The organism is Amycolatopsis sp. NPDC048633 (assembly GCF_040650695.1).
Classification (GTDB): Bacteria; Actinomycetota; Actinomycetes; order Mycobacteriales; family Pseudonocardiaceae; genus Amycolatopsis.
On record NZ_JBEZHS010000001.1, the window covers coordinates 642084 to 654706 of the forward strand.

Annotated in this window: 14 protein-coding genes; 10 read left to right on the forward strand and 4 right to left on the reverse strand. The window is 69.6% G+C overall.

Annotated features, from left to right (window positions below; genetic code table 11):
* Positions 1 to 4 precede the first annotated feature (4 nt).
* Together AB0C38_RS03205 and AB0C38_RS03210 are read right to left on the reverse strand one after the other, a co-directional pair.
* On the reverse strand, positions 5 to 331 hold the full coding sequence (locus AB0C38_RS03205; protein WP_360665647.1) for a DUF742 domain-containing protein: 327 nt from the start codon (positions 329 to 331) through the stop codon (positions 5 to 7).
* 444 nt (positions 332 to 775) lie between these two features.
* Positions 776 to 2989 (reverse strand): (Fe-S)-binding protein, encoded by a 2214-nt coding sequence (locus tag AB0C38_RS03210; RefSeq protein WP_360665650.1) that lies wholly within the window; start codon positions 2987 to 2989, stop codon positions 776 to 778.
* 153 nt (positions 2990 to 3142) lie between these two features.
* Here AB0C38_RS03210 and AB0C38_RS03215 point away from each other — a divergent pair, with 153 nt between their 5' ends.
* Genes AB0C38_RS03215 through AB0C38_RS03225 form a run of 3 tightly spaced genes read left to right on the forward strand, consistent with a single transcriptional unit; the run spans position 3143 to position 4485 of the window.
* Entirely contained in the window at positions 3143 to 3472 is a 330-nt protein-coding gene (locus tag AB0C38_RS03215; protein WP_360665653.1) for an SMR family transporter, read from the forward strand.
* Complete coding sequence (locus tag AB0C38_RS03220) at positions 3469 to 4029, forward strand: TetR family transcriptional regulator (protein ID WP_360665656.1); 561 nt, start codon at positions 3469 to 3471, stop codon at positions 4027 to 4029. Before AB0C38_RS03215 ends, AB0C38_RS03220 begins: the two co-directional genes overlap by 4 nt.
* Before the next feature lie 21 nt (positions 4030 to 4050).
* Positions 4051 to 4485, forward strand: a complete 435-nt coding sequence (locus AB0C38_RS03225) for a GNAT family N-acetyltransferase (RefSeq protein ID WP_360665659.1) — start codon at positions 4051 to 4053, stop codon at positions 4483 to 4485.
* On the opposite strand, the gene AB0C38_RS03230 is transcribed toward AB0C38_RS03225, so the two are convergent.
* On the reverse strand, positions 4463 to 4927 hold the full coding sequence (locus tag AB0C38_RS03230; protein WP_360665662.1) for a GNAT family N-acetyltransferase: 465 nt from the start codon (positions 4925 to 4927) through the stop codon (positions 4463 to 4465). The genes AB0C38_RS03225 and AB0C38_RS03230 overlap by 23 nt on opposite strands.
* 5 nt (positions 4928 to 4932) lie before the next feature.
* The gene (locus tag AB0C38_RS03235) at positions 4933 to 5466 is read right to left on the reverse strand and encodes a YbhB/YbcL family Raf kinase inhibitor-like protein (RefSeq protein WP_360665665.1); all 534 of its coding nucleotides are present in this window, start codon (positions 5464 to 5466) and stop codon (positions 4933 to 4935) included.
* Between the two features lie 175 nt (positions 5467 to 5641).
* Between AB0C38_RS03235 and AB0C38_RS03240 the strand changes: the two genes are divergently transcribed.
* The 7 genes from AB0C38_RS03240 to AB0C38_RS03270 all read left to right on the forward strand — a co-directional run bounded on the left by AB0C38_RS03240 (position 5642) and on the right by AB0C38_RS03270 (position 12590).
* Positions 5642 to 6412, forward strand: coding sequence for a DUF4097 family beta strand repeat-containing protein (locus AB0C38_RS03240; RefSeq protein ID WP_360665668.1), 771 nt, complete (start codon positions 5642 to 5644; stop codon positions 6410 to 6412).
* Positions 6413 to 6440: 28 nt separating this feature from the next.
* On the forward strand, positions 6441 to 6674 hold the full coding sequence (locus AB0C38_RS03245) for a hypothetical protein (RefSeq protein ID WP_360665671.1): 234 nt from the start codon (positions 6441 to 6443) through the stop codon (positions 6672 to 6674).
* A 66-nt stretch (positions 6675 to 6740) separates the two neighbouring features.
* Positions 6741 to 8186, forward strand: a complete 1446-nt coding sequence (locus tag AB0C38_RS03250; RefSeq protein WP_360665674.1) for an alpha/beta hydrolase — start codon at positions 6741 to 6743, stop codon at positions 8184 to 8186.
* Positions 8187 to 8365: 179 nt separating this feature from the next.
* Positions 8366 to 10246 carry a molecular chaperone DnaK gene (gene dnaK / locus AB0C38_RS03255; protein ID WP_360665677.1) on the forward strand — a complete coding sequence of 627 codons (1881 nt, stop codon included), beginning with the start codon at positions 8366 to 8368 and terminating at the stop codon, positions 10244 to 10246.
* Positions 10243 to 10950 carry a nucleotide exchange factor GrpE gene (gene grpE, locus AB0C38_RS03260; protein ID WP_360665680.1) on the forward strand — a complete coding sequence of 236 codons (708 nt, stop codon included), beginning with the start codon at positions 10243 to 10245 and terminating at the stop codon, positions 10948 to 10950. The genes dnaK and grpE overlap by 4 nt, the downstream gene beginning before the upstream one ends.
* A gap of 36 nt (positions 10951 to 10986) precedes the next feature.
* Positions 10987 to 12159 (forward strand): molecular chaperone DnaJ, encoded by a 1173-nt coding sequence (dnaJ, locus tag AB0C38_RS03265; protein WP_360665684.1) that lies wholly within the window; start codon positions 10987 to 10989, stop codon positions 12157 to 12159.
* A gap of 5 nt (positions 12160 to 12164) precedes the next feature.
* Positions 12165 to 12590, forward strand: coding sequence for a helix-turn-helix transcriptional regulator (locus AB0C38_RS03270; RefSeq protein ID WP_155548123.1), 426 nt, complete (start codon positions 12165 to 12167; stop codon positions 12588 to 12590).
* The last annotated feature ends 33 nt before the right edge of the window (positions 12591 to 12623 follow it).

The following is a 12623-nucleotide window of genomic DNA, read 5'->3' on the forward strand; positions in this document are numbered from 1 at the left end:
ATGGTCAGAGGCGGCGCAGGCCGTGCAGCACGCGTTCCATGAGCGCCACGGCCGGACGGCCGTCGGTGTTCACGCGGGTGTCGTGGATCGTGACCAGGCCTTGTTCGGCCATGTCGTCGAGCAGGACCCGGGCGACGCCGAGCGGCACGCTGAGCCGGGCGGCGACCTCGGCGACCGAGCGCGGGTGGTGGCAGAGCGTGCGCACCGAGCGGAACTCGCCGGTCAGCCGGGCGCCGTTCCAGTGCGCGCCGGCCCGCGTCGAGACGAGGGCCTCGATCGCCAGGTGGCGCCGCGACTTCGTCCGGCCGCGCGTCAGGACGTACGGGCGCACGAGCGTCCGCTGCAGGGGGAGCTGGCCGAGGGGATCGACGGGCGGAATGGTGCGGAGGGCGTGCCGACCGGTTGGGTGAAGAGGGTCTTCTCCGCGTTCGCCCGCCGTGGTCCGCAGGTCCTCGCCCATCCTCGCTGCCCCCTGATTCCGTCATCGTCGAAGTGGCCTCGCTGGCAGCGGTGGCGGCGAGGAAAGGCCAGGATACGCCGGACTACTGGGCTTTTGGCCAACGTTTCTTGTTGGCCTGATGGGCCATTTCGGTGAATATCGTGAACATTATTCGGGAAATCGATTGCCGTGACAAAATCCCAGCTAGTGGACATGAAGATCGGTGACCACGGGTAGCTCAGTGGCTACGGAAATGCGCGAATGTCCCTTTTTTCGCAATGAAAACGGCCCCGGCCAGGAAGTCCTGACCGGGGCCGTGCACATATTCGATCGGTGTCACTCTTCCGCGAGTGACGGCGCCCCGAGGGCGATCGGTTTCGGCTCCGGCTTGCGCTTGACCGACTCGAGCAGCATCTGCGCGACGTCGACGATCTCGACCTTTTCGCTCGCGGCGCCGTCGGCCTGCCGCGCGGTGAGGCCGTCGTTCAGCATCACCTTGCAGAACGGGCAGCCGGTCGCGATCTTCGACGGCGCGGTGCCGAGCGCCTCGTCGACGCGCTCGACGTTGATCCGCTTGCCGATCTTCTCTTCCATCCACATCCGCGCGCCGCCGGCGCCGCAGCACATCGACTTGTCGCCGTGCCGCGGCATCTCGCGCAGCCGCGCGCCGGTCGCGCCGACGAGCTCACGCGGCGCGTCGTAGACCTTGTTGTGACGGCCGAGGTAGCACGGGTCGTGGTAGGTGACGTCCTCGGCGACCGGCGCCACCGGCACCAGCTGCTTCTCGCGAACCAGCCGGTTCAGCAGCTGCGTGTGGTGGACGACGTCGAACTGGCCGCCCAGCTCCGGGTACTCGTTGGCGAGGGTGTTGAAGCAGTGCGCGCAGGTCACGACGACCTTGCGCGTCTTGCGCTCCCGGCCCTCGAACACCGAGTTCAGGATCTCGACGTTCTGCTGCGCCAGCATCTGGAAGAGGAACTCGTTGCCCGCGCGCCGCGCCGGGTCACCGGTGCAGGACTCCTCCGAGCCGAGCACCTTGTACTTCACGTCGGCCATGTGCAGCAGCTCGGCGACCGCCCGCGTCGTCTTCTTCGCGCGGTCCTCGAACGCGCCGGCGCAGCCGACCCAGAACAGGTACTCGGCGTCGCCCATGTCGCCGTCGAACACCGGGACCTCGAAGTCCAGGTCCTCGGTCCAGGCCAGCCGGTCCTTGGCGTTCTGGCCCCACGGGTTGCCCTTGTTCTCCAGGTTCTTGAACATGCCGTTCAGCTCGCTGGGGAACGACGACTCGATCATCACCTGGTAGCGGCGCATGTCGACGATGTGGTCGACGTGCTCGATGTCGACCGGGCACTGCTCGACGCAGGCGCCGCAGCTGGTGCAGGACCACAGGACGTCCGGGTCGATGACACCGCCGTCGTCGCCGATCAGGGCCTTCTGCGACTCGGCGATGGCGAGGACGTCGATGCCCGCGTACATGTTGTCGCCGGACAGACCGACCTCGTCACCGGCCATGTCGCGCTTGCCGCCGGCCATCAGGTACGGCGCCTTCGCGTAGGCGTGGTCACGCAGCTGGGTGATGAGCAGCTTCGGCGACAGCGGCTTGCCGGTGTTCCACGCGGGGCACTGCTCCTGGCAGCGGCCGCATTCGGTGCACGTGGAGAAGTCCAGCCAGCCCTTCCAACTGAAGTCCTCGATCTTGCCGACGCCGAAGGTGTCCTCGTCCGGGTCGGCTTCCTCGAGGTCGAGGACCTTGCCGCCGCTCATCATCGGCTTGAGCGCGCCGAGGGCGACGCCGCCGTCCTGCTCGCGCTTGAAGTAGATGTTGAAGAACGCGCTGAAGCGGTGCCAGGCGATGCCCATGGTCATCGTGCGGGCGACGACGATCAGCCAGACCGTGGCGCTCATCAGCTTGACGAACGCGAACACCGTGACCAGGTTCGGGCTGGCCGGCAGCAGCTCGCCGAGCGGGTTCGAGACGAAGGCGGCCCAGGTCGGCGTCTCGTGCGCGCCGAGGGCGGCCTTCGCGGCGCGGACGCCGATGATGCCGATGCCCTCAATGAGGACGACGGCCTCGATGAAGTACGCCCACTTGAAGTTGGAGCCCTGGAAGCGGCTCTGGCGGTCGGCGCGGCGCGGGTGGTTGCGCTGGCGGATCGCCATCAGCACCAGGATGCCGACGATCGTCCCGACCCCGAGCAGCTCCATGAGCAGCTGGAACGGCGGGAAGTCGTCGAGGATCGGCCAGCCCCAGTGCGGGACGAAGACTTCGCCGTAGGCCTCGAACAGCGCGAGTGAACCGAGCAGGAAGCCCCACATGACGAGCCAGTGCGCGGGCCCGACGCTGCGCTTGCGGTTCATCCGCGTGTGCGCGGCGAACTCCTTGATCAGCGTCTTCATGCGCCCCGTGATCGGGCCGTTGCGCGTCGAGTCGGGCTGCCCGAGGCGGATCACCCGCACGAAACGGGCGATCGTCGCGGCGAACATGCCCCAGGCGACGAGGCCGAGCACGACGGAGATCCCGCCGAGCGTCAGTTGCAGAGCGCCCATCGTTCGGGTGCCTTTCGTCCGGATGGATCAGTGGTGGTGCCGGGAGACTAACCGTCCTTACTGATGAGTAACCCGTTGAGTGGCCCTAAGTCCCACCGATGTGGTGTACGTCGCTCTTTGTTTCGGGACGATCGTTCAGGTAGTTTTCACCCTATGGGTGCGTACCTTCTCCTCGCGCTGGCGATCGCCGCGGAGGTGTCCGCGACGGTGTCGCTGAAGCTGTCCGAGGGCTTCTCCAAGGCCGGGCCGTCGATCATCGTCGTGGTCGGCTACGCCATCGCGTTCGTCGCGCTGGCGCGGGTGCTGAAGATGGGGTTGGCGGTCGGTGTCGCCTACGCGATCTGGGCCGCGGCCGGCGTCGCCCTGGTGGCGATCATCGGCGTCGTGTTCCTGAAGGAGCCGATCAACGCGGCGATGATCGCGGGGCTGGCGCTGGTCATCGGCGGTGTGGTGCTGATCGAGCTCGGGAGTGCGTCGACGTGAAGATGCAGGTCGACGGCCGCAAGGCCCGCGGGAACAAGCGGCGCGCGGAGATCATCGGGGCGACGCTGCGGGTGATCGAGCGAGACGGCGTCGCGGGCGTCACGCACCGGATCGTCGCGGCCGAGGCCGGGGTGCCGACGACGTCCACGACGTACCACTTCTCGTCGCTCGACGACCTGCTGATCGCGACGCTCATCTCGTGCGCCCGCGACATGGCGACCGAGGTCTACTGGATGATCGACCGGGCCCGGTCACGCGGTTCGCGCGGGGCCGAGGAGGTCGCGGGCCTGCTCGCGGAGGCCTTGGGGCCGCGCCGCGGGCGCACGATGGCGGAGTACGAGCTGTACCTGCTGGCGGCGCGGAAGCCGGAGCTGCGCCCGGCCGCGCGTCGCTGGCTGGACGTCCTGACGTCGATGGTCCGCCACGACGACGAAGTGGCGTTCCGGGTGTTCCTCGCGGGCATCGACGGGCTGCTGATCCAGGGCCTGATCGACGACGAGCCGCCGTCCGCGGACGAGCTGCGGCCGGTGGTGGACTACCTGATGAAACCGCGTTGACGCCTGGCTTAGTTTCGGATCATGCGGACCTTCGGTGACTACGAGCTCGACGATGATCGGACGCGGCTCGACCTCGACGTGGTGTGGAAGTTCCTCTCGACCGAGGCCTACTGGGGCCGCTGGCGCACGCGCTCGCAGGTCGAGGACGCCGTCGCCGGCTCGTGGCGGGTCGTCGGGGCCTACCGCGGCGACGAGCTGGTCGGCTTCGCACGCGCCTTCTCCGACGGCGTCGGGTCGGCCTACCTCGCCGACGTGTTCGTCGTCGACTCCGCCCGCGGCGCCGGGCTCGGCAAGGAGCTCGTGCGGGAGATGATCGACAACGGGCCCGGCGCCGGCTTCCGCTGGATGCTGCACACCGCCGACGCGCACGGGCTGTACCGGCAGTTCGGCTTCGGCGAGCACACCAAGGGCCGTTACCTGGAGCGCGAAGGCGTCAACCAGGAAGCCCTGCGCTGAACAGCCGGCCGTCGCCGGTGAACCCGAGGCGCCGGTAGAGGCTCGTGGCTTCCCGGTTACCGGCGGCGACCTGCAGTGTCACGGGTCTGGGTTCGGCCCAGGCCAGGATCGCGCGGACCAGCGCCTCGCCGACCCCGCGCCGGCGAGCGTGCGGGGCGACCCACATCGTGCCGAGTTCGACGGCGTCGCCGCGCGGGAAGCCGGTCGCCATTCCCACGGCTCGGCCATCGGCGTCGACGATGACGTTGTGGGTGCCTGCCAAGCGGTCTCGCCAGCGCTGCTCGGGTGCGTCGGCCCAGTCGGCGAGGGTGGCGCTGAACGCTTGGGGCGCGTCGCGCAGCGCTCCGAGGCGGAGGTCGCGCCACTCGGCCCAGTCGTCCGGGCCGGCGACGCGGATCGACAGGGCCCAGCACCGATCCGTCCCGGCGCCGGGCCCGCTCACGGAACTCAGCCCTTGTTCTCGTACACCGGCGTGATCACCGCGCGAGCCAAGGTGTGCCCGAACATGTTAAAGCCCAGGAACGCCGGCGTCGCGTCTTCCGGGACCTCCAGCTTGTCGACGTCGAGCGCGTGCACCGCGAAGTAGTAGCGGTGCGGGCCGTGCCCGGGCGGGGGCGCCGCGCCGAGGAACTGCTTGACGCCGCCGTCACCCTTGAGCGTCACCGCTCCCGCGGGGAGGCCGGAACCGTCGCCCGCGCCGGAGGCCAGCTCCGTCAGCGACGGCGGGAGGTTGAACACCGCCCAGTGCCAGAACCCGCTGCCGGTCGGGGCGTCCGGGTCGTAGCACGTGACCGCGAAGCTCTTCGTCTCCGCCGGGAAGCCTTCCCACGCCAGCTGCGGCGAACGGTCCTCGCCACCGGCGCCGAAGATGCCCGAGAGGTGGGGCGTGGCGAGGGTTTCGCCGTCGGCGACGTCGGTGCTGCGGAGGGTGAAGGACGGCACGTCGGGCAGGGATTCGTACGGGCCGGGTGCTTGCGGCATGGATCCTCCTGATCACGGAACTGGAGCCTGGCGCCAGGTTAGGCCCCCCGAGCCACCCCCGCGTGTCAGGGACGGATCTCAGGGTCTTTCGGGGGGTTACCCCCATGTGCCGCCCCCTCACCTGGCCATAACGTTTCCTCACGCAGGGGAAACATCACTGAGGGGACCAACGACCATGGCGCGCCCGCTTCTGGCTCTGGGTGGCATCGTCCTGATCGGCGTCGGCCTGGCGACCGCGTTCGGCTGGGGCTGGGGATCGGACTTCGAGAACACCAAGACCGTTTCGGAGACCATTCGCAGCGTGAAGCTGGAAGGCGACTCGGGGTCGGTGAAGATCCGCACCGGGACGGGACCGTCGACGGTGCACCAGCAGATCGACTACCACTGGCGGAGCAACCCGGGCGACACGTTCTTCCACGTCGACGGCGACCAGCTCGTGCTCACCGACTGCGGGAGCAACTGCTCGGTCGACTTCGAGGTGGTCGTGCCCGCGGGCGTGCCGGTCAGCGGCAAGCTCGACTCCGGCGGCCTGGACGTCGCCGGGGTGGCGAGCGTGGACGTCCAGGCCGACTCCGGGCATGCCCGGGTGGAAGACGTGCCCGGCCTGGTGAAGCTGCGGCTGGACAGCGGGGGGATCGACCTGCGGGACGTCGGCGAAGTCCAGTTGCACGCCGACTCGGGCAGCATCAAGGGCACCGGGGTGCGCGGGCCGGTCGACGTGACGGCGTCGAGCGGGAGCGTGGACTTCACGTTGGCGCAGGCGAACAACGTCAAGATCAAGGCCGACAGCGGCAGTGTCGACGTCGAGGTGCCGGGCGGGCCGTACCGCGTCGTCGGCGACAGCGACAGCGGGAGCCGCACCATCGACGTCCCGACCGACGGCTCCGCGCCCAACACGCTCGACCTCACGACCGACAGCGGCAGCGTCACGGTCCGCGCGGCCTGACTTTCCTTACTACGGGGGATTTTTCACCATGGTCAAGATCGAACGGCGCGTGCTGGCGGCCGCGCTGCTGGGGGCCGTCGCGATGTTCGGCGTCGTGGCGTTCACGAGGGGGGAGGAGTCCGCGGCGCCGGCGCAGGGGGTGCCGGTCGCCGCGGATTCCCACTATCGAGTGACTTCCTGGGTCGGCACTCCGGCGGAAGTCGTTGTGCGGCAAGGAAAACCCGATTTCTTCCTTTCTTCCTGGACCGGCCACCGCTCCTGAACCGTCGGTGGTCGCTGTTAGGAAGGAAGCACGCCGAAAGCCGGCGTGCAGGGGAGGAACACCATCATGGACGTGCGCCGGGTCGTCGCGGTCATCGCGGCGGTCGTGGTCCTGGCGGCGGTACCGGCCGTCGCCTCGGCGTCTTCGCCGCCGGTGTGGCGGCCGTGCGCGACGCAGCAGGAACCGACAGCCGAATGCGCGACGGTCGAGTTGCCGATCGACCGCGCGCGGCCGGAGCTGGGGGCGGCGCGGCTCGCGCTGGCCCGGTTGCCCGCGCTCGATCCGGGCAGGCGGATCGGCTCGCTGCTGGTGAACCCGGGCGGGCCGGGCGGCTCCGGCGTCGGGTTCGTCCAGTTCGGCGGGCTGGCCTCGCCGGATCTCGCGCGGCTGCGGCAGCGGTTCGACGTCGTGGGCTTCGACCCGCGCGGTGACTGGTTCAGCACGCCCCGCATCACGTGCGACCCGGCGACGTTGTTCGATCCGGCGCTCGACCGGTTCCCGTCGTCCCGCCCGGGGTTCGACGCGCTGGTGGCGCACAACCGTGCGGCGGGCGAAGACTGTCTGGCCCGGACCGGGCCGCTGCTGGCGAACGCGGACACGCAGAGTGCGGCCGAAGACATCGAGACGATCCGCGCGGCGCTCGGCGAGTCGAAGATCTCGTGGCTGGGCCTGTCGTACGGCACCGAGCTAGGCGCGGTCTACGCGTCGAAGCACCCGGACCGGGTGCGCGCGATGGTGCTCGACGGCGCCGTCGACCACGCCCGGCCGCTGCGCCAGGCGATCCTCGAAGAGGCGGCGGCGACCGAAGACGCGCTGGTCCGGTTCGCGGACTGGTGCCACGGCTCGGCTGACTGCGCCTTGCGTGGCCGGGACGTCCTCCGCTTCTACGACGACGTGGTGGCCCGGGCGGCGCAGGGCGCGGTGTGGGCGAGCGACCTGGGGCGTCCGGCGACGGCCGACGAGATCTCGGCCGGCGTCTACAACCACCTCTACATCCGGGACGAGTGGCCGGCGCTGGGGAAGGCGCTGGCCGCGGCCGGCGGCGAGTTCCCGGACGCCAAGGGGCTGACCGAGCGGAACCAGTTCCTGTCCCCGATCTACGGCGCGTACCGGGCGATCGGCTGCCACGACTTCCCGTCGCCGTTCGCCGGGCCGGCGGACATGGGGGTGCTGGCCGGGCTGCTCCGCGCGGTGGCGCCGCACAGCTGGCGGTACTCGGAGTTCTGGGACTTCACCAGCGGCTGCACGGGCTGGCCGGTCCCGCCGAAGAACCCACCGCGGCCCCACCCGGTCCACGGCACGCCACCGATCCTGGTGGTCGGCGGCGCCCACGACCCGGCGACACCACTGTCCTGGGCCCGCGGCCTGGCAGCGAGCATCGACGGCGCAGCCCTGTTGACCCGCACCGACGACGGCCACACGGGGCTGTTCAACTCCGCGTGCGCCCGCGCGGCGGAGGTGGACTACCTGGTGAGAGGTGTCACACCCGGTCGGGACCACATCTGCCGCTGAACCCGGGAACAAGAACCCGGACCGGCTCGTTAGGCTGGATACGAAGGTTGAGTGCAGTCGACTCAAGTCCGACTTGACGAGGCGCACGGAGGCCCGACTAAACTTGCCAGAGCCTCGCTCAAGGCGAGGAAGAACGTGCAGGTCACGTACACAGCAGGCTTACACAGGAGGAAAGCACCATGGCGCGAGCGGTCGGCATCGACCTCGGCACGACCAACTCGGTCGTCGCCGTCCTGGAGGGCGGCGAGCCGACGGTCATCGCCAACTCGGAAGGCTCCCGGACCACTCCCTCGATCGTCGCCTTCGCCAAGAACGGCGAAGTGCTGACCGGTCAGCCGGCGAAGAACCAGGCCGTGACGAACGTCGACCGGACGATCCGGTCCGTGAAGCGGCACATCGGCACCGACTGGAAGACCGAGATCGACGGCAAGAACTACACGTCGCAGGAGATCAGCGCGCGAGTGCTGATGAAGCTCAAGCGCGACGCCGAGGCGTACCTGGGCGAGACCATCACCGACGCGGTGATCACCGTCCCGGCGTACTTCGAGGACGCGCAGCGGCAGGCCACCAAGGAAGCCGGCCAGATCGCCGGCCTGAACGTGCTCCGCATCGTCAACGAGCCGACCGCCGCCGCGCTGGCGTACGGCCTGGACAAGGGCGAGAAGGAACAGACCATCCTGGTCTTCGACCTCGGTGGCGGCACGTTCGACGTCTCGCTGCTGGAGATCGGCGAAGGCGTCGTCGAGGTCCGCGCGACCTCCGGTGACAACCACCTCGGTGGCGACGACTGGGACGAGCGCATCGTCAAGTGGCTGGTCGACAAGTTCAAGGCCACGAACGGCATCGACCTCACCAAGGACAAGATGGCGCTGCAGCGCATCCGTGAGGCTTCGGAGAAGGCGAAGATCGAGCTGTCCAGCTCGAACTCGGCCGGCATCAACCTGCCCTACATCACGGTCGACGCCGACAAGAACCCGCTGTTCCTCGACGAGCAGCTCTCGCGCGCCGAGTTCCAGAAGATCACCTCGGACCTGCTCGAGCGCACCCGGAACCCGTTCAACAACGTGATCCGCGACGCGAACATCGCCGTCGGCGACATCGACCACGTCGTGCTCGTCGGTGGTTCCACCCGCATGCCGGCCGTGTCGGACCTGGTCAAGGAACTGACCGGCGGCCGCGAGCCGAACAAGGGCGTGAACCCGGACGAGGTCGTCGCGGTCGGCGCGGCGCTGCAGGCCGGTGTCCTCAAGGGCGAGGTCAAGGACGTCCTGCTGCTGGACGTCACCCCGCTGTCGCTGGGCATCGAGACCAAGGGTGGCGTGTTCACCAAGCTCATCGAGCGCAACACCACGATCCCGACCAAGCGCTCGGAGATCTTCTCCACCGCGGACGACAACCAGCCGTCGGTGCAGATCCAGGTGTTCCAGGGTGAGCGCGAGATCGCCGCGCACAACAAGAAGCTCGGCATGTTCGAGCTGACCGGTCTCCCGCCCGCCCCGCGTGGCGTGCCGCAGATCGAGGTCACCTTCGACATCGACGCGAACGGCATCGTGCACGTCCTGGCCAAGGACCTGGGCACGAACAAGGAGCAGTCGATGACGATCACCGGTGGCTCCGCGCTGCCGAAGGACGACATCGAGCGGATGGTCAAGGACGCCGAGGCGCACGCCGAGGAAGACAAGACCCGTCGCGAAGAGGCCGAGACCCGCAACCAGGCCGAGACGCTGGTCTACCAGACCGAGAAGTTCCTCAAGGACAACGACGACAAGCTGCCCGAGGACCTCAAGGGCAAGGTCAAGTCCGCGATCGACGAGTCGAACGAGGCGCTCAAGGGCACCGACTCGGCCAAGATCCGCGAGTCGATCGAGAAGCTGAACACCGCTTCGCAGGAGCTGGGCACCGCCCTTTACGCCAACGCGAACGCCGACGCGGCCGCGGGTGCGGCCGGTGCTGAAGGCTTCCCGGGCGCGGCCGGTGGCGACGCCGGTGCGGCCGGTGGCCAGGCCAAGGCCGATGACGTGGTGGACGCCGAGATCGTCGAAGAGGACGAGAAGAAGTGACCCACAGCTACGACGAATCCGAGAACCAGGGCCGCGGCCCCGAGGAGCCGGTGGTCGTGCGGGATCGGCGGCGGGTGGACCCCCAGACCGGGCAGGTTCGCCCGCCCGGTCCGGCCCACGCCGCGCCGGAGCCGGAGGAAGCACCCGTGGAGCACGCGGGTCCCTCGCTTGGCGAATCCATTGTGGACGACTCGGTGTCGGTCTTCTCCGACGTCGAGAAGGAGCTGGCCGAGCGCACCGCCGACCTCCAGCGCCTGCAGGCGGAGTACGCCAACTACCGCAAGCGGGTCGAGCGTGACCGCGAGGCGGTCGTCCTCGGTGCGAAGGCGACCGTGGTGAACGACCTGCTGCCGCTGCTCGACGACCTCGAGCGGGCCGAGCAGCACGGTGACCTCACCGGGGCGTTCAAGGCGGTCGGCGACAAGCTGATCAGCGGCCTGCAGCGCGCGGGGCTGGAGTCGTTCGGCAGCGAGGGCGAGCCCTTCGACCCGAGCGTGCACGAGGCCGTGCAGCACAACACCTCGCCGGACGTGGCGGGCCCGACGGTGACCGTGGTCATGCGCCGCGGCTACCGCTTCGGCGACCGGGTGTTGCGGGCGGCGCTGGTCGGTGTCACCGACCACGAGCCCGGCGGCCCGGCGGAGCACCCGCCCGTCGGTGGCGAGCTGCCGCTCGACGGCGGAGTCGATGAGCAGCAGCAGTAAGCAGGATCCGGTTGAGCTGGAAGGAGGAGGCGCCCGATGAGTGCTCGGGAATGGGTCGGTAAGGACTTCTACCGTGAACTGGGCGTCTCCTCCGACGCCACGGCCGACGAGATCAAGAAGGCCTACCGCAAGCTGGCCAAGGAGAACCACCCCGACGCGAACTCCGGCAACGCGCAGGCGGAGCAGAAGTTCAAGGCGGTCTCCGAGGCCTACGGCGTGCTCTCCGACGCGAGCAAGCGCAAGGAGTACGACGAGGCACGGCGGCTGTTCGGCGGCGCGGGGGGCGGGTTCAACTTCCCCGGTGGCGGCGGTACCGGCAACTTCGACGTCGGGGACATCTTCGGCCAGGCCGGCGCCGGTCAGCAGGGCGGCTTCGGCGGGCTCGGCGACATCCTCGGCGGGCTGTTCGGCCGCGGCCGGACGACGGCAGGCGCGACGGCGAACCGGCCCCAGCGCGGGGCCGACGTCGAGACGGACGTCCGGATCGACTTCACCGAGGCGGTCAAGGGCGCGACCCTGCCGCTGCGGCTGTCGAGCCCGGCGACCTGTTCGTCGTGCGGCGGCAACGGCGCGAAGCCGGGAACCTCGCCGCGGACCTGCCCGACCTGTTCCGGTTCGGGGCTCGTCAGCCGCAGCCAGGGGGCGTTCGCGTTCTCGGAGCCGTGCCGCGACTGCCGGGGCCGCGGGCAGATCATCGACGACCCGTGCCCCGAGTGCGGCGGCGAAGGCGTCAGCACGCGGACCCGCACGCTGACCGTCCGGATCCCGTCGGGCGTCGATGACGACCAGCGGATCCGGCTGGCCGGCCAGGGCGAGCCGGGCCGGGGTGGCGCGCAGGCGGGCGACCTGTACGTCCGGGTGCACGTGGCTCCGCACGCGCTGTTCGGGCGCAAGGGCCTCGACCTGACGATCTCCGTGCCGGTGGACTTCACCGAGCTCACGCTCGGCACCACGATCACGGTGCCGACGCTCGAAGGCAAGGTCTCGCTCAAGGTGCCGCCGGGCACCGCGAGCGGCCGGGTGCTGCGCGTGCGTGGCAAGGGCATCGCCAAGCGCGACGGCTCGCAAGGTGATCTGCTCGTCACCCTCACCGCGGCGATTCCCGCCAAACTGGACGACAAGGCGCGCGAGGCATTGCAGGCGTACGCCGAGTCGATGGCCGGGCACGACCCCCGGCCCGAGATCACTGAGCTGCTCGAAGGCAGGTGAGTGGGATGTTCGGCGGGATTCCCCAGGAGGGGGACGAAGAGACCCCGGTGTTCGTCATCTCGGTGGCGGCGCAGCTCGCGGGGATGCACGCGCAGACGTTGCGCACCTACGACCGGCAGGGCCTGGTGTCCCCGGGCCGCACGTCCGGTGGTGGGCGGCGCTATTCGATGCGGGACATCGCGCTGTTGCGCGAAGTCCAGCGACTGTCGCAAGAGGACGGCGTCAACCTCGCCGGCATCAAGCGGATCATCGAGCTGGAGAACCAGGTCGACGCGCTGCGGGCCCGTCTCGCGGAGCTGACCGAGGAACTGGCCGCGGCCTATGTGGCCGGCGAGCAGGCCGCGGCGGCGGCGCACGCGTCGTACCGCCGGGACCTGGTCCCGCTCAACCAGCAGACGGCGATGGTGGTCTGGCGTCCCAAGCGCCGCTGACCCGCCGAGCGACGAAGGCCTCCCCGAATTCAT

What these genes read in the sequence shown, in the direction of transcription:
- dnaJ (WP_360665684.1), top strand. Translation starts at nt 10,987, where the DNA reads ATGAGTGCTCGGGAATGGGTCGGTAAGGACTTCTACCGTGAACTGGGC.
- AB0C38_RS03235 (WP_360665665.1), bottom strand. Translation starts at nt 5,466, where the DNA reads ATGCCGCAAGCACCCGGCCCGTACGAATCCCTGCCCGACGTGCCGTCC.
- AB0C38_RS03245 (WP_360665671.1), top strand. Translation starts at nt 6,441, where the DNA reads ATGGTCAAGATCGAACGGCGCGTGCTGGCGGCCGCGCTGCTGGGGGCC.
- AB0C38_RS03210 (WP_360665650.1), bottom strand. Translation starts at nt 2,989, where the DNA reads ATGGGCGCTCTGCAACTGACGCTCGGCGGGATCTCCGTCGTGCTCGGC.
- dnaK (WP_360665677.1), top strand. Translation starts at nt 8,366, where the DNA reads ATGGCGCGAGCGGTCGGCATCGACCTCGGCACGACCAACTCGGTCGTC.
- AB0C38_RS03240 (WP_360665668.1), top strand. Translation starts at nt 5,642, where the DNA reads ATGGCGCGCCCGCTTCTGGCTCTGGGTGGCATCGTCCTGATCGGCGTC.
- AB0C38_RS03215 (WP_360665653.1), top strand. Translation starts at nt 3,143, where the DNA reads ATGGGTGCGTACCTTCTCCTCGCGCTGGCGATCGCCGCGGAGGTGTCC.
- AB0C38_RS03270 (WP_155548123.1), top strand. Translation starts at nt 12,165, where the DNA reads ATGTTCGGCGGGATTCCCCAGGAGGGGGACGAAGAGACCCCGGTGTTC.
- AB0C38_RS03225 (WP_360665659.1), top strand. Translation starts at nt 4,051, where the DNA reads ATGCGGACCTTCGGTGACTACGAGCTCGACGATGATCGGACGCGGCTC.
- AB0C38_RS03250 (WP_360665674.1), top strand. Translation starts at nt 6,741, where the DNA reads ATGGACGTGCGCCGGGTCGTCGCGGTCATCGCGGCGGTCGTGGTCCTG.